Raw genomic sequence first — 20,496 nt, 5'->3', positions numbered from 1 at the left:
CATCATTTCAGGTGCGCGCCAGTTTCGGAGGATACCTTGGCCCAAGTCACCACCCTGCCCCGGAACCAGACCGCGATCGAAACTGCGACCGCGATCCTGAAGCAACGTTTCGGTAACCGGCTGCAGTTGGGTCAGGCGATCCGCGATCAGCACGGGCATACCACAACCTGGCTGACCAATCAGGCGCCTGATGCTGTGGTTTTTGCGCATAGTACCCAGGAAGTCTCTGATATCATTCAGATTTGCGCCGAACATCGCGTGCCGGTCATTCCCTTCGGCACGGGCACATCGCTGGAAGGTCACGTGAATGCACCGGGCGGCGGCGTGTCGGTGGACCTGAGCCAGATGAACCAGATATTGGCGGTCAACGCGCAGGATCTGGACTGTGTCGTGCAACCGGGCGTGACGCGCAGCCAGCTTAATACCTACTTGCGCGATCAGGGGTTGTTTTTTCCGATTGATCCGGGCGCGAATGCCAGCTTGGGGGGTATGGCCTCGACCCGGGCGTCGGGGACGAATGCGGTGCGCTATGGCACGATGCGCGATAATATCCTTTCGCTTCAAGCGGTTATGCCCGATGGGCAGATCATCCGCACGGGCGGCCGTGCCCGCAAGTCTTCGGCAGGCTATGACCTGACCCGGCTTTTGATCGGGTCCGAGGGCACGCTTGGGGTGATCACGGAATTAACCTTGAAACTCAACGGGATACCCGAGGCCATGTCCTCGGCCATGTGCAGCTTTCCTGACATAGACGCGGCGTGTCAGGCGGTGATTGCGACGATCCAGTATGGCGTGCCGGTGGCGCGGATTGAGCTGCTCGATCAGTTGACCATTCAGGCCGTCAATGCGTATTCCAAGCTAAGCCTGCCGGATACCCCATTGTTATTGCTGGAATTTCATGGATCCGAGGCATCGGTCGCGGAACAAGCCGCCATTTTCGGTGAAATCGCCGAAGACATGGGCGGCCACGGCTTTGAATGGACCGTAAGTGCCGAAGAACGCACGAAAATCTGGCAGGCACGGCATGATGCCTATTGGGCCTGTATGCAGTTGCGGCCGGACGCACAGGGGCTGGCAACGGATGTCTGCGTGCCGATTTCGCGGCTGGCCGAATGTGTGACGGCGACGCAAGAAAAGCTAAATGAAATGAATATCTTAGCGCCAATCGTGGGACATGCCGGGGACGGAAATTTCCATACGCTGCTGCTGATCGATAAGGACAACGCGGATGAGGTCGCGAAGGCCGATGAGTTCATCGGCTGGCTGAACGACCTGGCGATCTCGATGCAGGGCACCTGCACCGGCGAACACGGCATTGGTCAGGGTAAGATGTTGTATCTAAAGAAAGAATTAGGCCCCGCAACAGATATCATGGCCACAATTAAACGCAGCCTGGACCCGCACAACATCATGAACCCGGGCAAGATCGTAGCCCTTTGAGGCGAATGTACAATTTGCACATTTTCCAGAAAATAAGCCCCAATAAATGTGTAAAATGCACATTTTCAAGCAAATGGATCAAACTAAATGTGTAATTTACACATTTTGCATATAAAAAAGGAACAAGCATGTCTCTGAATTATAACTTCCACATTGAAGATATATTTCCGCAACAGATCTACAACGACGCGAAATTTGCAGATTTGCTCAATACCGCAGGACTGGCGTTCCAGTCCAAAGGAAACAAAATGTCTCTTTACGAAGACATTCAGACTGTGGCTGCACTTCGCGCCGCGCCCGACAGTGTCAAACAGACCGCTTTGGGAAGCGGATTTGGGCTGTCACCCCTCTGCGCCAGTGTCGAGGGAGCATTGGAAGGGAAACTGAATTTCCTTATTCCTCAACTGACGGATATCCGTAACAAACTGGATCAGAAACTGTATACACGAGAGAACGCCAAACTGGCGGTGTTTCATCTTCATATGCATAGCACCGCCATTACCAGAAGTGCCGGAGAGGTCACCGACCCACAGGGAAACGACATGTGGTGGTTACAGATTGACTGGTCGCAGATTCCCGTCACAGAACCATATGACGTTTCACAAGCCATCGATGCGATGATGGCGGACCTGCAAGCCCGCGCGGCGTCTTCCAGACCAAAATCTCGTGGCCTGTTTGGACTATTTAAAAAGAACAGCTGACAGGTATGGCAGCGAATTTGCTGGAAATATTTTCGAGATGTAGCGGTTAGGTCCCGGATCAAGTCCGGGATGCGCAGGATGGTCCGGAGCTTTCGAACTGCTTCCGGACCATATTTTGTTCTAATTCAACGCCTGATCCGTGATGGCGTGGGTCCAGGCCCCTTCGGGTTCCTGAGTGATCACCGGATCTGAACCACCGGCCAGCAAGGTCTGCACCGTGCGGTCGAAGTCGGCCGGATCCAGCGCGCCGTTCGAACCCGCAGTCAGTTTGGCGATCTCAGTCATCATGCGTTTCTGGTGGGCCTCGGTCTGGGCACCGGTGGCGTCGTTGTCCAGCACGATCTCGGCGGCCTCATCTGGGTTTCCCTCGGCGTACTTCCAGCCACGCATACTGGCGCGGACGAAGCGGACCATTTTGTCGACAAAGGCGGGGTCATCCAGCCTGTCCTCCAGCACATACATGCCGTCTTCCAGCGTCGCGACGCCCTGATCTTCGTATTTGAAGGTCACCAGTTCGTCTTCGCCCACGCCCGCATCCAGTACCTGGCCGTATTCGTTATAGGTCATCGTGCTGATGCAATCGGCCTGGCGTTGCAGCAGCGGGTCAACGTTGAAGCCCTGTTTCAGGACGGTCACGCCGTCTTCACCGCCTTCGGTCGGAATGCCCTCTTGGCTCATCCAGCTTAGGAACGGGTATTCATTGCCAAAGAACCAGACGCCGATGGTCTTGCCGCGGAAATCCTGGGGCGATGTGATGCCGGTGTCTTTCCAGCAGGTCAGCATCAGGCCCGAGGTCTTGAAGGGCTGCGCGATGTTCACGACCGGCAGCCCACGTTCGCGCGCAGCCAGGGCCGAGGGCATCCAGTTCAGCATCACGTCCGCGCCGCCACCGGCCAGCACTTGCGGCGGGGCGATATCGGGGCCGCCGGGCAGGATGGTAACATCGAGGTTTTCTTCCTCATAAAACCCTTTGTCCAGCGCCACATAGTAACCTGCGAATTGCGCCTGTGTGACCCATTGCAGTTGCAGGCGAACCTCGTCCTGGGCCGCGGCCGCCGTGGCGCAAAGCGCGCAAGCGACTGTCATCAGTAGTTTTTTCATTATTGTACCTCCTTGTTATTCCCGTTGTGAGGGGTGCCAGAACGTGACCCCCTTTTCTATTGCCGCGATCACCCCGTAAAAGGCCGAGCCGGCCAAAGCGGCCATCACAATTTCTGCCCAGACCATATCAAGCGCAAGCTGGCCGACGGATGTAGATATGCGAAAGCCCATACCAACAGTGGGTGAGCCGAAAAATTCAGCAACAATCGCCCCCACAAGTGCCAGAGTTGTTGAAATTTTAAGCCCATTGAAGATGAAGGGCATGGCAGCAGGCAGGCGCAGTTTGATCAGGGTTTGGGTGTAGCTGGCCGAATAGGTCGCCATCAGGTCGCGCTGCATGGGCGTCGTTTCCTGCAGTCCGGCGACGGTGTTGATCAGCATGGGGAAGAAGACCATGATTGTGACGACGGCGGCTTTTGATTCCCAGTCAAAGCCAAACCACATGACCAAAATGGGCGCGGTGCCGACGATCGGCAGGGCGGCGATAAAATTGCCCACGGGCAGCAGCCCATGCTGCAGAAAGCCTGATCGGTCCACAGCGATGGCGGTCAGAAACGCCGCGCCGCAGCCGATGGCATAGCCCGACAGCGCGCCTTTGAAGAAGGTTTGCACAAGATCGGCCCACAGGATCGGCAGGCTGGTCGCGAACCGCGCCGCGATGTCCGAGGGCGCAGGCAGGATGACCCCCGGCACGTTGAAGCCGCGGACGGCGATCTCCCATAGTATCAATAGAGTGACGCCAAAGATTACCGGCACCAGCGGTCTGGCCACCGGGTGGCCCGAGCGTGACAAGGCCACATTGCCGCCCCATCCAATGGCCCAGACGATCAGAAGTTGCAGGGTGACCGTCACGCCGTGACCCCCATGCGCCGCAAGGTCAGCCTTTGGATCAGGCCGATCAATCCGACCAGCGCAGCTGCGACGATAGCTGCAGCAAACAGCGCCGACCAAATCTGGATCGTCTGGCCATAGTAGCTGCCCGTCAGCATCCGCGCGCCCAGGCCGCTTTGGGCGCCGGTCGGCAGTTCACCCACGATGGCCCCGACCAGCGACGCCGCGATGCCGATCTTCAGCGAGGCGAACAGGTATGGCATCGAGGCGGGCAGGCGCAGCTTGAAAAAGCTTTGGGTTTTCGTGGCACTATAGGTGCGCAATAAATCAAGCTGCATCGCATCGGGGCTGCGCAGACCCTTGACCATGCCGACGACCACGGGGAAGAAACTAAGATAGGCGCTGATGATCGCCTTGGGCAGCAACCCCTGCACTCCGATGGAATACAGAACGACGATGATCATGGGCGCAATGGCGATGATCGGGATCGTCTGGCTGACAATGGCCCAGGGCATGACGCTAAGGTCCATCACCCGGCTGTGCACGATCCCCACAGCCAGCAGGATGCCAAGACCGGTGCCGATGGCAAAGCCCAGCGAAGTCGCGCTTAGTGTCACCCACGCGTGAAAGACTAGGGACCGCCTGCTGGTGATGCGTTTGTCAATCGTAGTGTCCCACAGTTCGGCCATGACCTGATGCGGCGCTGGCAAACGGGGGCGATCCTGATCAAAGGTCGCGCCGATGGCAAAGCTGTTCTGCATGACCAGCCCCAGGGCCGCAGCATCCCGCCGGTCGCGGGCCGATGCTGGCGTCACCTCGGCCCCTGCCCGTTCGGCCTGCATCAAGGCTTCCTTGATGTTCATCGGGATCACGGCCGCGTACCACAGCCCGATGATCGCGGCGACAACGGTCAGAACGGGTACGATCGACCTCATTCGCGGCTCCATTCATATAGAATGTCGGGCAGTTTTTCCTCGTTATCACCGTCTGTGCGGCGGGTTTCACTGAAACCTTCCCTTAAATAAAACCGCTGCGCAGCTTGGTTCTGTTCAAAAGTCCAAAGCCGCAGCCGCACGCGCATGCTTTTACAATGCGACAACAGTTTGCGTCCCAGCCCCTGCCCCGGCTTCGAGACATAAAGCGCCGCAATCAGATCATCGGCCGTCAGCGCCAGAAAACCGCTGACCGGGCGCCCGATCACAAAAATCTGCTGCTGCGGAAACATGATATCCTGAAAATACTGCCGAACCCCCTGATGCGTATGTATGCGCGGCATCCAGGGGGTCGCGTCGATCCAATCGTTCAGGATCCTGGCACAAGACACCGCATCCCGCGCCCGCCCTGCCCGCACCCGCTCTGACCGCATCAACAGCATTGGCCACCCCGCACAGTTCTTAGCTTTATTGTTCCATAAATACTCAAATCCAGGGGCCAGAAAAATAGACTGATGTCAGATTTTTTTCGCCTCCGGCGGGAGTATTTTAAGAACAATAAAAGGTTTGGGGGCTTATAGTGATTCTGCGGTACAGGCTGGAGAGCCGATGACCGTGAACGATAAAGGCACCTTGTTCTCATAGAAGAGCAAGGTGCTATTTTTCTCAAATCAATCATAGGAATGTCCCGCGCGCAGGCCCTCGCGCACGCGATGGGCAAGGGCTGCGAATTCTGGGGTGTCGCGGATATCAAGGGGGCGGTCCTTGGGCAGCGGGCTTTCGATGACGTCGGTGATGCGGCCGGGGCGCGGGCTCATGACGACGATTTTTGTCGACAGATAAACGGCCTCGGAAATCGAATGGGTCACGAAACCGATCGTCTTTCCCGTCCGTGCCCAAAGCGCCAGAAGCTGTTCGTTCAGATGGTCGCGCACAATTTCATCCAGCGCGCCAAAGGGTTCATCCATCAGCAGGATATCGGCGTCAAAGGCCAGTGCGCGGGCGATGCTGGCCCGTTGCTGCATGCCGCCGGAGAGCTGCCAGGGGTATTTCCGCTCAAATCCTTCCAGATCAACCAGTTGCAGAACGTTCTTCATACGATCGGCCTGTTCAGATTTCGGATACCCCATTATTTCCAAAGGCAGGCGGATATTGCCCCCAATCGTGCGCCAGGGGTAAAGCCCTGCGGCCTGAAAAACATAGCCATAGGCCCGCGCCTGCCGCGCCTGATCCGGGGTCATGCCATTCACCGTGACCGTCCCGCCCGTCGGATGCTCCAACGCCGCAATCACGCGCAGAAAGGTTGTTTTGCCACAGCCCGAGGGGCCGATGAAGCTGACAAAATCGCCCTGATTTATCTGAAGGTTAACGTCTTTCAGCGCCTGAATTGGTCCGTCCGCGGTCTGGAAAGTCAGATCGAGGGATTGGGCATTGATAACGGTCATTGGGACTCCGCATCAAATTCGTCCACCAATCGATCCAGCCAGCGCTGTCGCTTTGCAGCATAGTCTGGATGCACCTTTTGCATGACGATTTCGACAAGAATTTTCGTTTGTTTATAGCTATATCCGTTATGCCTTAGCACTCTGCCCGCGTCCATAAACCTCTTCTCATCAATCAAACGCAAAAAACTCTGACGGTCAATTTCATCCAATTTCAGTTCTGGCAAGCTCATCAAACCCCCGCCGGGATGTTCATCGGGTCGCGTTCGATTTTGCGGGGGGTGTTGAGGGATTTCCATTTGCTCAAAGCTTTGGATGCGCTTGCGAAGGCGGGGCGGCGGATGAATTTACCGCGGCCGGGTTGGGGTTGGCTGTTTTGGCCGTAGGCCCAAACCACATCGCCACGTGACAGGGTATAGCGGGGTTGCGCGGTGACCTGCATCCCCTCGAACACATTGTAATCCAAAACAGATTTATGGCTGGACACGCTGAGCGTCTTTGTAATCGTTGGGTCCCAGACGACGATATCGGCATCAGCGCCGGGCACCAGCGCACCCTTCATGGGATAGATGTTCAGGATTTTGGCGATGTTTGTCGAGGTCACGGCCACGAATTCCTCGGGCGTCAGGCGGCCGGTGTCGACGCCGCGGGTCCAGAGCATCGACATTCGCTCCTCAAGCCCGCCGGTGCCGTTCGGGATCGTGGTGAAGTTATTGACCCCCATCCGCTTTTGTTCATCGGTAAAGGCCGCATGATCCGTCGCCACGACCTGCAGTGATCCAGCGGCCAGGCCGTTCCACAGGCTGTCCTGATGATCTTTCGACCGGAAGGGCGGCGACATCACGCGGCGGGCGGCGTATTGCCAGTCTTTGTTGAAATACTCGGTTTCGTCCAGCGTCAGGTGCTGGATCAGCGGTTCGCCATAGACACGCATCCCCTTTTGGCGCGCACGTCGGATCGCCTCATGCGCCTGTTCGCAGCTGACGTGCACGATATAAAGCGGGGTGCCCGCGGCGTCGGCGATCATGATGGCGCGGTTCGCGGCTTCGCCCTCGACCTCGGGCGGGCGGGAATAGGCGTGACCTTCGGGGCCAGTGATGCCCTCTGCCAGATATTTTTGCTGCAGCTCTTGCACGATGTCACCGTTTTCAGCATGTACCAGCGGCAGCGCGCCCAGTTCGGCGCAGCGTTTGAAAGACGCGAACATCTCGTCATCCTCGACCATCAACGCACCTTTGTAGGCCATGAAGTGCTTGAAAGTGTTGATGCCGCGCTCCTTCACGACCGCTTCCATCTCATTGAAAATGCGCTCGTTCCAGCCGGTGACAGCCATGTGGTACGAGATATCTGTGCAGATCTGGTCCTTGGATTTGCGGTCCCAGTCGTCGACGGCATTCAGAAGGCTGCCATCTTCGCCAGGCAGGACGAAATCGACCAGCATCGTGGTGCCACCGGCGGCAGCGGCAAAGGTGCCGGATTCGAAGGTCTCGGCCGCCGTGGTGCCCATGAATGGCATTTCCAGATGCGTGTGCGGATCGATGCCACCGGGGATGACGTAGGCGTCGGTGGCGTCAATTGTTTCGTCGCCGGTCAGGTTTTCACCGATCTCGGTGATCTTTTCCCCGTCAATCAGCACATCCGCCTTAAACTGCCGATCCGCCGTGACAACCGTGCCGCCTTTGATGACTTTGGTCATGTGTATTTCTCCTGCGCATTATTGCTATTCATTGCGCGCCTCGTAGCTGGTGGGCTTGCGCATATAATCAGAGCAGACTGGCTATATTTAAGCATTTCTACGACAAGGCCTTTTGTTGAACAAACAATGCTTTGGGCAAACGAACAAGGCCCACAACTAAGCCAATAGAAATCTGCAAAAGAAAAAGTATTAGAAGGATACCAATGAAGTCATTCATATAATCATTTATTTCACTCGCCCATTCAGGGCGAGATACACTGACTAGGGTGCTAACTCCGTCAATTTCGCGGTACTGTCGTACGGTATAATGCTCAACGACCAGAAACCATATGAACGGGACTGCCAATGAAAGACTTGACGCAGACAACCACATCCAGCTTCTGATTGGAAAGATAAATAAAAACAAGAAAGCATATAATGGCCAAAGCTTGGCAAAATAGCCTGTCCAGCCAATAATAGGTTTTCGGGCATCTACAACATCGGCAATTGCGTCAGTCATATCATCGACTGCATGAACAAAACTAAAGCTATTGAAAATCCAGAATAGTAGGGCAAAAATTGTCAAACAAATAAGCGGCACAAATAATGTGCTTGATATTAGGTGCCTGAAGCGGCGCTGTCGGTTTTTTCTTATAACCCTTCTGACAAAAATGCTGATGCCTAGCGAAAAGGAAAGAATATGAGCGGGTGGAAGTAGCGCTATCACATAGAAATGTGGCTTAACAAATATTGACCAACGATATGGGCCGCCGAACTTGGGATCCATATTCCAAAACACAAACCCTACAAATGCAATCCAAGCAACTGATAATATAAACAGTAACGGGAACAGTATCCTTTCAGTGCGATTTATCAAATTATACACCTTGTTGTTTTCACGGCGCGATATCTATCACAGGCCGGGCCAGCGGCGCGGCCAGCGCCCGACCTCCCCACGGAGGGCGCTTTCGCACCCTCCAGGTCGGGCGATGGCCTTGGGTCAGTGCATAATGGGTTCATTCTACTCACCCCACAATCTCCGCCGTCTCTACCACCGCGTGGAACAGAACATTGGCGCCGGCTGCGGCCCATTCGGGGGTGATCTCTTCGGCCTCGTTATGGCTAAGGCCGTCGACGCAGGGGCACATGACCATGGCGGTGGGGGCGACGCGGTTGATCCAGCAGGCGTCGTGGCCCGCGCCTGAGATGATGTTCATGTGGCTATAACCCAGACGCTCAGCCGCGGTGCGCACAGCCGTCACACAACCGTCGTCAAAGGTGACGGGGTCGAAGTGGCCGACGTCTTCGATCTCAAAACCCAACCCCAGATCGGTGGCGATTTTCGGGGCCTCGGCCTCAAGCCGGGTTTTCATACCGTCCAGTTTGGCCAGATCGGGCGACCGGAAGTCGATGGTAAAGACCACCTTGCCGGGGATCACGTTGCGCGAGTTGGGATGGACATCGCAGTGGCCGATGGCACCCACGGCACCCGGTTGGTTGTCCATCGCGATCTGATGGACCAGTTCGGTGATCCGCGCCATGCCAAGGCCCGCGTTCACGCGCATGTTCATGGGGGTCGAGCCGGTGTGGCTTTCCTTACCCGTCAGCGTCACCTGCAGCCACCATAGCCCCTGCCCGTGGGTGACGACGCCGATGTCCTTACCCTCAGCCTCCAATATCGGGCCTTGTTCGATATGCAGCTCAAAGAAGGCGTGCATCTGGCGGGCGCCGACCGCTTCATCGCCCTTCCAGCCGATGCGGGTCAGTTCGTCGCCAAAGCGCTTGCCCTCGGCATCAACCCGGTCGTAAGCCCAATCCTGCGTATGCATCCCGGCAAAAACACCCGAGGCCAGCATCGCGGGGGCAAAGCGTGTGCCTTCCTCATTCGTCCAGTTCGTCACGACGATGGGGTGTTTGGTTTTGATGTCGAGGTCGTTGAGGGTGCGGATGATTTCCAACCCACCCAGCACGCCCAGAACGCCATCGTATTTGCCGCCCGTTGGTTGCGTGTCCAGATGGCTGCCGACATAAACGGGCAAGGCATCAGGGTCGGTGCCGTCGCGGCGGGCAAACATGGTGCCCATCTGGTCGACGCCCATGGTCATGCCAGCCTTTTCACACCATTGCTGAAATAAAATACGACCTTCGGCATCGTCATCAGTCAAAGTCTGGCGATTATTACCGCCCGCCACACCGGGGCCAATTTTGGCCATATCCATCAAGCTGTCCCACAGACGTTCGCCGTTGATCTTCAGGTTTTCGCCCGGTGCGGTCATGGGGACTCCTTCTGGATGTTATGTGGTCTGCCTTCCGAAGAACTCTCGCATTAAATTGGTCTCAATTTCAATGGGGTAGTCCTGACGGGTTTTGGGCCCCTCCTCCAGTTTGGCCCCTGTCAGCATTCGACCAATCTTGGCAATGCCGCGTTCTATCATACCAGGCTTTTTCAGACTTATGCCATCGGCGGTCAGCCGCTGCACATCGCTCTGCGAGGCATTGCTGTGCCCCAGTCTATAAATGGCTCCGTGAAAGGGCAGGTGTCGAAATGTCAGCTTGTTGCGATGCGCGCTGTCAACCACAGCGCGATGGCCACCCAGTTCCTGAATACTATCGCGTATACTGCCCTGTTTTCGAACATATGCATAGTAATGTGCCGGAACGACGATGCTGGTGCCACAAAGCCGGTGGAAGCCTTCAACTTCATACACATGGTTGGACCCAGAAATCCAGGAATACCCCTTTTTAACCAGCCAGCCGGTTTTCTCACCTTCCTGAGACAGCACGAATTCAACGAGCCGTGAACTGACAAAGTCATCATCATCGACAACCATGACATACGCATTTTCATCATTGATTACGTCAAGGGCCGCCGCGATCCGCTGACCCTTGTCATTGCGTATCATGTCGTAGAGTTCTTCCATCGTCTTCGCTTTGGTCAACTGTGTATTTGGCGGAAGATCGATGTCGACACGGTGCACATAAGGTTCGTGCGGGGGCAGAACCTGTTCAGGGTTGCAGGCCACGTAAACGGCAAAGCGCCGGTCGGTCTGGGCGTCGATTGATCGCAAAAGGTCAATCAGCACGCGTTGCTGCTCTCTCAGGTTGCTCACCGTTTCAGGGTGTCGAATTGGAATGATGAAGTTGAATGGCGCGCTGGTTCGCATTTCTTTTTCAACCGTTGAAGCGGTTCCGGTGTCAGGCGTCATGTGGCAGATACTTTCTTCAACTCAAACTCGAATAAAAGCGATTGGATTCACGCCGACGTGGCTTGATACCGTTCGACGTCCACATCGTGCCAAAAGCATCAGCGTCCAAGATTTTAATATCGCGCGGTGTTCCACTGTCATCGGTGCACAGCGAACATAAAACCAGCGTGATAGTAATATAAATATGCACTTGCAGATGTAATCTATTGGCACCTGAAGTGAAAAGAAATTTGCCGCTTTAAGTTGTTTCATATCAATCTATTTTGTAGCTACCGCATGTATAAATACCATAATTTCTTACCCCAAATATGCGTTACTTTTTCGTCAAATAATCTCGATCACAGGTCTAAGACAGCGTCAAGAAAAATCGCAAAACGAACTGTTAATCGGCAATCCAGCACAAGAATGCGCACATTCTTTTGGCACCGAATTGTCGAAACTTTGACGTAGGGCTTTACTTTGAATTTGTGGTGCAGGCAGCGGAAAAGCCGCCCGCGATCAGGCTGCTTTTAGCACATCGCGCAACGTTCCAAAAAGCTGATCTATGTGGCTTTTCTCAATGATCAGCGGTGGCGACAGCGCGATGATATCACTGGTGGTGCGGATCAGGCTGCCTTTGTCATAGCAATCCAGAAACGCCTGAAACGCACGGCGGGTGGGTTGGCCTGCGATCGGTTCCAGTTCAATTGCGCCGATCAAGCCCATGTTGCGGATGTCGATAACATGGGGGCAGTCGCGCAGGCTGTGCACGCCGTCTTGCCAATAGTCGGCCATGTCAGCTGCCCGCTGGAACAGGTCATCTTCGCGATAGGTTTCAAGCGTGGCCAGACCCGCGGCACTGGCGATCGGATTGCCGGAATAGGTGTAGCCATGGAACAGCTCAATCATATGTTCGGGGCCGTGCATGAAGGCATCGTGGACCTCGGCCGTGGCCAGAACGGCGCCCATGGGTATCACGCCGTTGGTCAGGCCCTTGGCGCAGGTGATCAGGTCGGGCATCACGTCGAAATGCTCGGCGGCAAAGGCGGACCCGATGCGCCCGAACCCTGTGATGACCTCATCAAAAATCAGCAGAATGCCATGTTTGGCGGTGATCTCGCGCAGACGTTTCAGATAGCCCTTGGGTGGGATCAGAACACCGGTCGAGCCTGCAACGGGTTCGACGATAACAGCCGCGATGGTCTCGGGCCCATGCAGGGTGACGATGCGTTCCAACTCATCAGCTAAGTGGGCGCCATGGTCGGGCTGGCCCTTGGTGAAGGCGTTTTCCGGCAGGTGCGTGTGCGGCAGATGGTCGACGCCGGTCAGCAGGCTGCCGAAGAATTTGCGGTTGTTGACGATGCCACCCACCGAGATGCCGCCGAAGTTCACGCCGTGATAGCCGCGTTCGCGCCCGATCAGTCGCGTGCGTGCGCCATCGCCTTTGGCCCGATGATAGGCCAGCGCCAGTTTCAATGCCGTTTCAACACTTTCCGAGCCGGAGTTGGTGAAAAACACATGCTCAAACGGTTCGGGCGCAAGGTCCCGGAGGCGGTTGGCCAGCTCGAACGCTTTGGGGTGGCCCATCTGGAAGGCGGGGGCGTAGTCCAGCTCGGCCGCCTGTTTCTGAATGGCCTCGGTGATCCGCGGGCGTGCGTGACCAGCGTTGCAGCACCACAGGCCGGCCGTGCCGTCCAGCACATCGCGGCCGTCCGAGGTTTTGTAGAACATGCCATCGGCCGAAACGAACATGCGCGGATTTTTCTTGAACTGCCGGTTCGCTGTGAATGGCATCCAGAAGGCCGACAGATCATTCGGCTGGTTGCGGTCAAGTGCCATGGTGTTCCTTTCCTGCGCCGATTGGCGCTGCTTTTGACCCCAAGGTCAACTTCACGCTATCAAACGGCTTGGGCCAGTCAAGAAATAGCGCTGATGTTTTAGGCAAAATGCCGGATGAGGACCAGAATTTGAACAAAGATCGGATGGATGTGGTGATCTTTATCCCCGCCGCGGGGCAATCATCGCGGATGCGAGGGGCGGATAAACTGCTGGAACTTGTGGACGGCGTGCCGCTAATCCGCGCACAGGTGGATAAGGCGCTGGCGACGGGAAAGCGCGTGGTTGTGGCCGTGCCTGCGCTGGATCATCCGCGGGCTGCGGCTTTGAGCGGGCTGGATATCACATTGATTTCATTACCGGAAAGCGCCGAGGGGTTGGGCGGCACCCTGCGCGGTGCGGTGGCGCACCTGCAGGGCCAGACGGATCGGCTGATGATCCTGCTGGCGGATTTGCCGGACCTGACAACACGGGATATCAATACGGTTCTGGATGGGATAAATCAGGCGCCCGAGGCGCAGGTTTGGCGTGGTGTGACACAGGACGGGCAGCCGGGACATCCGATTGTGTTTGACCGCAGCCTGTTCCCGCTTTTTGCTGAAATTAAGGGCGATGATGGCGGGCAAGCGGTTGTGAAGGCAGCAAAGACCGTGCACCTGATCCCCCTGCCCGACCAGCGCGCCCGCTGCGATCTGGACACACCCGAGGACTGGGCCGCATGGCGCGAAAGAACCGGGCGCTAGGTGTGAATTGTGATGAGTGTTGACCCCCCGCGCGGGACTAGACGGCGCCCTTCAGGCCACGGAAAAGGTTACAATTCGTACGTTTTGCACGCAGCTTTTGTACGAAACATTTTACCACCATTGTACGAGTCGCGCCGCGATTTTGTACGATACTACCCCAGTTAATGCGCGCGGGGTGGTCAGGGGATGTTAAAGGCCGAAAAACCGTTAACTTTTGACATAATCCTGGGATTTGATACCGGTTGTTCCGAGGTCCCGGATCAAGTCCGGGACTGCATCATCAATATATGGAGACATATTTGTTTAAGTTTATACGTTCGATATTTGGAAAGAAAAGCTCGTCAGAAGATACCGCAGAAGCGCCGAAGCCAGCCTTAAAAGATTCTTCCTCCGAGTTTGATTTGAGCACTCAGGAAGGTAGATGGGCCGCCGTCGCACATCTGGATATTGACGCGCAACTGGCGATTATGTTTCCAGAGTGGCTTGATGATCCGTTGCCACAAGTCACACTTCGACGACTTGCCCCTGCGAAAGATGGCAGTTGGCCGATATCGGAAAGCTGGCTGGGCGGTTTGCCATGGCTTGGTGATCAGCCGTGGCCTATCGACAAGTGTGGCGTTCCCATGCACCACCTGGCGTCGATCTCGCTAACAGAGTTGGCCCGGTTGACAACAGACGGACTTTTTCCGAACACGGGGCGTTTGTCGTTTTTCACAGGCAGGCGGCCCGACGACTATCCCGACTTACAGATTTTGCACACAGACGGCGCAGAAGATACCAAACCGCCTGCTGGTTTGCGACCACTTGACAACGAATTTGGCAGCTCCGAACGGACTGGACCAGAGGCTGTTCTGGATCGATACCCTGTCCAGCTTAGCACTGAGCCATGGCCCCAAAACACAAAGCGCCAAGATGATGGGCGGATGGAAGCCTATCGAATATGGAAAGAGGAATATGAGGCCGATCGGACGCCCTTCTATTGGAACATGGGGTATCGGCTGCTGCATGGTTTGAAGAAAGCTACCGCTAACGACAATGTTGAAAGAGCGATTGCGAACAAAGCGCCATATTTGAAAGAAGCTGAAGAAAGAGCAAAGAATGCGTCGACTGAAGGGGATCGGGCCAGAGCGCAAAAACTACTTCAGGCGCAGAATTTTGAACTTGAAGCATATACAACGAAACTGGACGATTACCGTGCCTTCATCGATGCTGTTGAACAAAAGGTTTTGGCACATGATCGGTGGAGCGTCATGACTGGCGATTATATCGAATGGTTTCGTGACGCTTTAGCAGCAGTTCGATATAATGAATACGATACGCCGGATCAGCATACTCATTTCGGCGCGATCTATCGGCTTTCGTTTGACAGGTTGCATAGCCTTGATGATGCGGCGTCAGACACGTACAGCACTATCGTCAATCAACCTGCACCTGTCATTGCCGATCTGCCGCCGAAATGTCTTGAGTCTCTGGACTACAGGCCCGGCTTTGCACCAAATCAGGGGCAGCATCAGATGTTTGGGATCGGATTGGATATTCAGGGGCAATTGGCTGAATTTGCTGATCACTATCTGCTTTTGCAGTTACACTACGACAAAGGCGCCGGTTTGCAGATCGGAGATGTGGGCGTGATCCAGTTTATGATCAAACCAGACGATCTTGCCGCACGGAATTGGGATGCTGTTCGGATCACAATGGCGGGCAACTAACAGATTACATTGATTTGCGAGGTCCCGGACTGCGTTGGTTGATAAGCCAGTCAAAAAGTGCGCGGCAGTCTGTTCGTCAGAACAGTCGAAAGAAACGTTTGTCATCACTCCGGACTGAAACCTTGTTGGACGTGATCTGAATAAAGGATCGCTGCGCGAGCGCTTTATTCAGGCTTTCAAACCCACAGTCGAATAAAAAACCGTGGGCAGTTACGTCAAGCGTTGTAAATGGTGGTACGGGCCTTACGATTCTGTTTTTGCTATTGATGAACTCGGGATAATCGAATGTCTCAAATATCACCGTTGAAGTGAACTGTTCGCCGGGTTCGATTAAGATCGGCTGACCGACATAATGAACATTCGGCGGTGTGGGCGGTGCATTCGGGTCAGGTAAAAATATACCTTCATCGGCGGGCAAGACATTGTAGCCTGTTTTAGGATCTTTGACTTCGAACCAGAAGTAATCTTCAAACTTCGGACCCGCACAGAGTGTTTGGTCAGTGTTGTTTTCGAAGCGGATATCAAATGCCGCTTTGCCGTGTTCGGTGGTCGTTGGCTTGGAAAGTCTCAGATCCAGTGATCCGGCCGACTGTCGTTTCGGTTCGGTTTCAGAACAATTGAGCAGCCCGGCAGCAACCACTGTCAGCAAGATAAATCTAAACAACAAATACAAGAAACCGTCCTTAAAGCAGCTGATTAACATTTGTCACTAAAACATCGTCCTAAAAACCTGCAACATTATATTCCCTTATCCCGCCCGGTGGGCACCACCGGGCAACGCCCGACCCGCCCCCCAGGGCGGGCGCTGCCCTCGGTTCTCATCAAGTCTATTACAGGTTTTTGGGACGATGCTTTGAGGCGAAGCTCAGTTTCGAATGTCATACCTGAGCCCCTACCGGTACATCAGTGACTCGCCGTTGTGGAACAGTTGGATTTTGTCGGGTTGGGCTGTCATGCGCAGGGTTTTGCCTCGGACGCCGGTGTGGATGCCCGGCAGTTTGGCGATGACGGGGTCGTGTTCGGGGGCGGATTTGCGGAAGTAGATCAGGGTGACTTCGCCAAGGGCCTCTTTATAATCGACCAGCCCTTCGAAGGCGTAATCTTCCCCGTCAGTCGCGATCATGTCTTCGGGGCGGATGCCGATGTTTACCTTGGCCCCCGCCAGATCAGCGCTTGTGGGGATGTTAACGGTCAGAGTGCCACCGCCTTCGGGCAGGCGGATCACGGTCTGTTCGCCCGGCGTTACGATTTCACCCGCCAGCAGGTTCATCTGGGGGGAGCCGATGAATTGCGCCACAAATTCATTCTGGGGCCTTTCGTAAAGATCCAGCGGGCTGCCGACCTGAGCGATGCCTTTGTTGGCCAGCACGACGATGCGGCTGGCCAGTGTCATTGCCTCGACCTGGTCGTGGGTGACGTAGATCATGGTGCTGTCGGGCATCGCCTCTTTCAATTGCGCGATCTCGATCCGGGTGGCCACGCGCAGGGCGGCGTCGAGGTTCGACAGGGGTTCGTCGAACAGATAGACCTTGGGGTCGCGGACGATGGCACGACCGATGGCGACGCGCTGGCGCTGACCGCCGGATAGCGCTTTGGGCAGGCGATCCAGATATTCGCCAAGTTGCAGCGCATTGGCCGCTTTTTCGACGGCCTCATTAATCTCGGCCTTTGATTTACCCGCCAGTTTTAGCGCAAAGGCCATGTTGTCACGCACGGTCATGTGAGGATAAAGCGCATAGGACTGGAACACCATCGCGATGCCACGTTGGGACGGCGGCACATCGTTGACGACCAGATCGTCGATTTCCAGCGTACCCGCGGTGATGCTTTCCAGCCCCGCGATCATCCGCAGCAGCGTGGACTTGCCGCAGCCCGAGGGGCCCACGAAGACGATCAACTCACCCTGTTTGATATCGAGGTTGATGTTTTTCAGCACCTCGACCGTGCCGCCGTAGGTCTTGCCCACGTCGGTTAGTTTCAGATCAGACATCGTCCCCTCCTCCCCTTTTGGTCTTGTTATTGTTTCAGTGCGATGTAGGGCTGCCATGGCCCCAGATGCAGTTTGCCGTCCGCGCCCGGCCCCGCGCTGCCCAGTTCGGCGCCGACGGTGGTCCAGTTGCCTTTGGGCAGGTCCAGATTGGATGGTGTATCGCTTAAGTTAAAGGCGCAGAACAGAACGTCGTTCCCGTGACTGCGGGTGAAATACAGCACGTCGCCCTCGGCCTGGACGGTGGTCTGGGCGCCCTTGATCAGCGCGGGATGGGCGCGGCGGAAGGCGATGGCGCGGCGATAGTGGTGCAGGATGGCGGCGGGGTCCTGTTCCTGGGCGGTGACGGACCGGTTCAGGTGTTCGTGGCTGACGGGCAGCCACGGCGTGCCGCTGGTGGTAAAGCCGCCGTTCTGGTTCGACGGTTCCCAGACCATTGGCGTGCGGCAGCCGTCGCGCCCCTTGAATTCAGGCCAGAATTCGATGCCATAGGGATCCTGCAGATCGTCGAAGGGCACGTCTGCTTCGGGCAGGCCCAGCTCTTCACCCTGATAGAGGCAAGCCGATCCACGCAGGCACATCAGCAAGGTCGCGAACAGTCGCTGCGCGGCGGGCGACAGATCCCACCGGCTGGCGTGGCGCATGACGTCGTGGTTGGAAAAGGCCCAACAGGCCCACCCGGTGGCGGCGACCTCGTCAAAGCGGGCAAAGACCTGGGCGACACGGGTTGCGGTCAGTTTATCTTTGGCCAGAAATTCAAAGGCATAGCACATATGCATCAGGTCATCGCCTGCGGTGTACTGGCCCAGAATTTCCAACCCGTATTGCGCGTCGCCGACCTCACCCACGGTTGTTGCGCCGGGGTATTCGTTCAGCAGCGTCCGAAATTTTGCAAGAAATTCAAGATTTTCCGGCTGGTTTTTCGAGTAAACGTGCCGTTGATGATTATAGGGGTTCACGGATGGCGCGATGGTGGCGTTACGTTCTTCGGGTGGTAAGGCCGGGTTGTCGCGCAGTTCTTTATCGGCGAAATAGAAGTTGATGGTATCCAGCCGGAACCCATCCACCCCGCGATCCAGCCAGAACCGGGCGACGTCCAGAACGGCCTGCTGCACATCGGGGCTGTGGAAATTCAGATCAGGTTGAGACACAAGGAAATTGTGCAGGTAATATTGTTCGCGCCGCGTGTCCCAGTGCCAGGCTGATCCGCCAAAGATCGACAGCCAGTTGTTGGGCGGCGTGCCGTCGGGCTTGGGGTCGGCCCAGACGTACCAGTCCGATTTTGGATTATCGCGGCTTTGACGTGACGTGGCGAACCAAGCGTGCTGATCTGATGTGTGACTGATGACCAGATCGATGATCACCTTGATCCCCAGCTTGTGGGCGGTGTCAACGATGGCATCAAAATCGGCCAGGGACCCGAACATCGGATCGACGTCGCAATAGTCGCTGACGTCATAGCCGAAATCCTTCATGGGCGATGTAAAGAACGGCGAAATCCAGATCGCATCCACGCCAAGCGACGCGATATACGGCAGACGCTGGACAATGCCCAACAGATCACCGACACCATCGCCGTTGCTGTCCTGAAAACTGCGCGGGTAGATCTGATAGATGACGGCCCCGCGCCACCAGTCTGTATCCTGCTGTGCCTTGACGTCGGCGATTGCGTTCATGGTTCAGTGATCCTCTATTTAACCGAGCCGGCCAGCAGACCGCGCACAAGGTACCGTTGCATTGTGAAAAAGACGACCAAGGGCACCGCGATTGACACGAAAGCAGCCGTGGCCAGAATATCCCAGTCTCCACCACGCGACCCAAGCAGGTCATCGGCAATTTTGACTGTCATCACCTTGGTTTCATCGGTGGCGGGCAAAAAGACCTTGGCCACCAGAAGGTCATTCCATGTCCATAGAAACCGGAAAATCGCAAAGCTGGCCAGCGCCGGAAACGACAGCGGCAGGACGATCTTGGTAAAGACCTGAAAATCTGTGGCCCCGTCGACCTTGGCAGATTCGATGATATCGCGCGGCAAGCCGACCATGTAGTTACGCAGAAGATAAATCGCCAGCGGCAGGCCAAAGCCGGTATGCGCCAGCCATATGCCAACAAAACTTTGACCAATTCCAATCTGATTGTGCAGGTTCAACAACGGCACCAGCGCCAGTTGCAGCGGCACGACCAGCAGGCCCACGACCGCCGCGATCAGCAGGCCCCGGCCCGGAAATTCCATCCAGGCCAGGGCATAGGCGGCAAAAGCCGCAATCAGGATCGGGATGATCGTTGCTGGAATTGTGACCGTGAAGGTGTTGATAAAGTTGATGAAAAGCCCATCTTCGTCCATCAGCATATCAAGCGTGCTGTCCCCCCTCGCGCGGGCGGCCTGTCGTTCGTCGGCCGGTTTGCCGGTTAGCACGGTGGCATAGTTGTTCAGGGTCAGCTCGGGCGGCGTTTCGGCCAGGATATAGATGCGGGGGCCGCGCCCGGAGAATTCTTCGGTGTTTTCGGCGCGGAAGCTGCCATCGGCGTTCACGGTCAGGGTGCCGCCCCGGCGCAGTTCGGCGACCTCGCCCGGCTGGAACTGTGTGGGCGCCGCGCCGCGCGTACCAAAGGCCTGTACCAGACCTTCACCCTCGGGGAAGCTGGGCGCCACTTCGGGGTCTTCAAAGATATTACCTTCGATCACAAACAGCCCGTTCTGCATGACCATATCGTCGACCGACGCCCGCCCGCGGAACGTCAGATCGACCGCAAAAGGCGCCTGCCACCAGCCCGACGTCACGATCTGATCCCGGTCGCGGAAGGACGACACCAGAAGACCTACGGTCGGGATCAGCCACAAGAAAACCAGCAGAAAGACCGAGATATTGACGGCCCATCCAAGGCGAGAGCTTTGACCTGCAATCTGCATTCG

The 20,496-nt window shown here is 56.1% G+C and carries 19 protein-coding genes; 4 read left to right on the top strand and 15 right to left on the bottom strand.

The annotated features are described in order from the left end of the window. The first annotated feature begins 36 nt into the window (after positions 1–36). Both H7848_RS10600 and H7848_RS10595 read left to right on the top strand, forming a co-directional pair. Positions 37–1,440: an FAD-binding oxidoreductase gene (locus H7848_RS10600; protein ID WP_208350996.1), complete on the top strand. Its 1,404-nt coding sequence runs from the start codon at positions 37–39 to the stop codon at positions 1,438–1,440. A gap of 128 nt (positions 1,441–1,568) precedes the next feature. Then, positions 1,569–2,141 carry a hypothetical protein gene (locus H7848_RS10595; RefSeq protein ID WP_208350991.1) on the top strand — a complete coding sequence of 191 codons (573 nt, stop codon included), beginning with the start codon at positions 1,569–1,571 and terminating at the stop codon, positions 2,139–2,141. A gap of 120 nt (positions 2,142–2,261) precedes the next feature. Here H7848_RS10595 and H7848_RS10590 read toward each other — a convergent pair whose 3' ends face one another. From H7848_RS10590 to aptA, 11 genes are all read right to left on the bottom strand, one after another. Beyond that, positions 2,262–3,242 (bottom strand): ABC transporter substrate-binding protein, encoded by a 981-nt coding sequence (locus H7848_RS10590; protein ID WP_208350989.1) that lies wholly within the window; start codon positions 3,240–3,242, stop codon positions 2,262–2,264. A 15-nt stretch (positions 3,243–3,257) separates the two neighbouring features. Beyond that, positions 3,258–4,094 (bottom strand): ABC transporter permease, encoded by an 837-nt coding sequence (locus tag H7848_RS10585; RefSeq protein ID WP_208350983.1) that lies wholly within the window; start codon positions 4,092–4,094, stop codon positions 3,258–3,260. Then, positions 4,091–5,008 carry an ABC transporter permease gene (locus tag H7848_RS10580; RefSeq protein ID WP_208350982.1) on the bottom strand — a complete coding sequence of 306 codons (918 nt, stop codon included), beginning with the start codon at positions 5,006–5,008 and terminating at the stop codon, positions 4,091–4,093. Before H7848_RS10580 ends, H7848_RS10585 begins: the two co-directional genes overlap by 4 nt. Next, positions 5,005–5,448, bottom strand: a complete 444-nt coding sequence (locus H7848_RS10575; protein WP_208350974.1) for a GNAT family N-acetyltransferase — start codon at positions 5,446–5,448, stop codon at positions 5,005–5,007. Before H7848_RS10575 ends, H7848_RS10580 begins: the two co-directional genes overlap by 4 nt. Before the next feature lie 228 nt (positions 5,449–5,676). Beyond that, positions 5,677–6,450: an ABC transporter ATP-binding protein gene (locus tag H7848_RS10570; RefSeq protein ID WP_208350971.1), complete on the bottom strand. Its 774-nt coding sequence runs from the start codon at positions 6,448–6,450 to the stop codon at positions 5,677–5,679. Then, positions 6,447–6,680, bottom strand: a complete 234-nt coding sequence (locus tag H7848_RS10565; protein ID WP_208350970.1) for a hypothetical protein — start codon at positions 6,678–6,680, stop codon at positions 6,447–6,449. Before H7848_RS10565 ends, H7848_RS10570 begins: the two co-directional genes overlap by 4 nt. Continuing rightward, entirely contained in the window at positions 6,680–8,143 is a 1,464-nt protein-coding gene (gene hydA / locus H7848_RS10560) for a dihydropyrimidinase (RefSeq protein WP_208350969.1), read from the bottom strand. Before hydA ends, H7848_RS10565 begins: the two co-directional genes overlap by 1 nt. A 97-nt stretch (positions 8,144–8,240) precedes the next feature. Further along, complete coding sequence (locus tag H7848_RS10555) at positions 8,241–8,999, bottom strand: hypothetical protein (RefSeq protein ID WP_208350968.1); 759 nt, start codon at positions 8,997–8,999, stop codon at positions 8,241–8,243. Between the two features lie 148 nt (positions 9,000–9,147). Continuing rightward, on the bottom strand, positions 9,148–10,398 hold the full coding sequence (locus H7848_RS10550) for a Zn-dependent hydrolase (RefSeq protein ID WP_208350967.1): 1,251 nt from the start codon (positions 10,396–10,398) through the stop codon (positions 9,148–9,150). Between the two features lie 18 nt (positions 10,399–10,416). Further along, positions 10,417–11,205, bottom strand: coding sequence for a hypothetical protein (locus H7848_RS10545; protein WP_208350966.1), 789 nt, complete (start codon positions 11,203–11,205; stop codon positions 10,417–10,419). Positions 11,206–11,826: 621 nt separating this feature from the next. Then, entirely contained in the window at positions 11,827–13,146 is a 1,320-nt protein-coding gene (gene aptA / locus H7848_RS10540) for an omega-aminotransferase AptA (protein WP_208350963.1), read from the bottom strand. A 128-nt stretch (positions 13,147–13,274) separates the two neighbouring features. On the opposite strand from aptA, the gene H7848_RS10535 reads away from it, so the two are divergent. Both H7848_RS10535 and H7848_RS10530 read left to right on the top strand, forming a co-directional pair. Then, the gene (locus tag H7848_RS10535) at positions 13,275–13,886 is read left to right on the top strand and encodes a nucleotidyltransferase family protein (protein ID WP_237072695.1); all 612 of its coding nucleotides are present in this window, start codon (positions 13,275–13,277) and stop codon (positions 13,884–13,886) included. A gap of 242 nt (positions 13,887–14,128) precedes the next feature. Beyond that, the gene (locus tag H7848_RS10530; protein WP_208350959.1) at positions 14,129–15,595 is read left to right on the top strand and encodes a DUF1963 domain-containing protein; all 1,467 of its coding nucleotides are present in this window, start codon (positions 14,129–14,131) and stop codon (positions 15,593–15,595) included. A gap of 76 nt (positions 15,596–15,671) precedes the next feature. On the opposite strand, the gene H7848_RS10525 is transcribed toward H7848_RS10530, so the two are convergent. The 4 genes from H7848_RS10525 to H7848_RS10510 form a co-directional block, all read right to left on the bottom strand. Beyond that, positions 15,672–16,268: a hypothetical protein gene (locus H7848_RS10525; protein ID WP_208350958.1), complete on the bottom strand. Its 597-nt coding sequence runs from the start codon at positions 16,266–16,268 to the stop codon at positions 15,672–15,674. A gap of 219 nt (positions 16,269–16,487) precedes the next feature. Further along, complete coding sequence (locus tag H7848_RS10520; protein ID WP_208350957.1) at positions 16,488–17,585, bottom strand: ABC transporter ATP-binding protein; 1,098 nt, start codon at positions 17,583–17,585, stop codon at positions 16,488–16,490. A 26-nt stretch (positions 17,586–17,611) separates the two neighbouring features. Continuing rightward, positions 17,612–19,258, bottom strand: coding sequence for a beta-galactosidase BglA (gene bglA / locus H7848_RS10515; RefSeq protein ID WP_208350956.1), 1,647 nt, complete (start codon positions 19,256–19,258; stop codon positions 17,612–17,614). A 14-nt stretch (positions 19,259–19,272) separates the two neighbouring features. After that, the gene (locus tag H7848_RS10510; protein WP_208350955.1) at positions 19,273–20,493 is read right to left on the bottom strand and encodes a carbohydrate ABC transporter permease; all 1,221 of its coding nucleotides are present in this window, start codon (positions 20,491–20,493) and stop codon (positions 19,273–19,275) included. Between the last annotated feature and the right edge of the window lie 3 nt (positions 20,494–20,496).

The sequence above is a fragment of the Pseudaestuariivita rosea genome (assembly GCF_017592335.1).
Classification (GTDB): domain Bacteria; phylum Pseudomonadota; class Alphaproteobacteria; order Rhodobacterales; family Rhodobacteraceae; genus Parasulfitobacter; species Parasulfitobacter rosea.
This window is presented reverse-complemented; position numbering and strand designations above follow the sequence as displayed.

Bases quoted from the DNA above. Each gene is read 5' to 3' on its own strand.
- H7848_RS10595 (WP_208350991.1), top strand. From the start codon at position 1,569: ATGTCTCTGAATTATAACTTCCACATTGAAGATATATTTCCGCAACAG.
- H7848_RS10590 (WP_208350989.1), bottom strand. From the start codon at position 3,242: ATGAAAAAACTACTGATGACAGTCGCTTGCGCGCTTTGCGCCACGGCG.
- H7848_RS10580 (WP_208350982.1), bottom strand. From the start codon at position 5,008: ATGAGGTCGATCGTACCCGTTCTGACCGTTGTCGCCGCGATCATCGGG.
- H7848_RS10575 (WP_208350974.1), bottom strand. From the start codon at position 5,448: ATGCTGTTGATGCGGTCAGAGCGGGTGCGGGCAGGGCGGGCGCGGGAT.
- H7848_RS10570 (WP_208350971.1), bottom strand. From the start codon at position 6,450: ATGACCGTTATCAATGCCCAATCCCTCGATCTGACTTTCCAGACCGCG.
- H7848_RS10565 (WP_208350970.1), bottom strand. From the start codon at position 6,680: ATGAGCTTGCCAGAACTGAAATTGGATGAAATTGACCGTCAGAGTTTT.
- hydA (WP_208350969.1), bottom strand. From the start codon at position 8,143: ATGACCAAAGTCATCAAAGGCGGCACGGTTGTCACGGCGGATCGGCAG.
- H7848_RS10550 (WP_208350967.1), bottom strand. From the start codon at position 10,398: ATGACCGCACCGGGCGAAAACCTGAAGATCAACGGCGAACGTCTGTGG.
- aptA (WP_208350963.1), bottom strand. From the start codon at position 13,146: ATGGCACTTGACCGCAACCAGCCGAATGATCTGTCGGCCTTCTGGATG.
- H7848_RS10520 (WP_208350957.1), bottom strand. From the start codon at position 17,585: ATGTCTGATCTGAAACTAACCGACGTGGGCAAGACCTACGGCGGCACG.
- bglA (WP_208350956.1), bottom strand. From the start codon at position 19,258: ATGAACGCAATCGCCGACGTCAAGGCACAGCAGGATACAGACTGGTGG.
- H7848_RS10510 (WP_208350955.1), bottom strand. From the start codon at position 20,493: ATGCAGATTGCAGGTCAAAGCTCTCGCCTTGGATGGGCCGTCAATATC.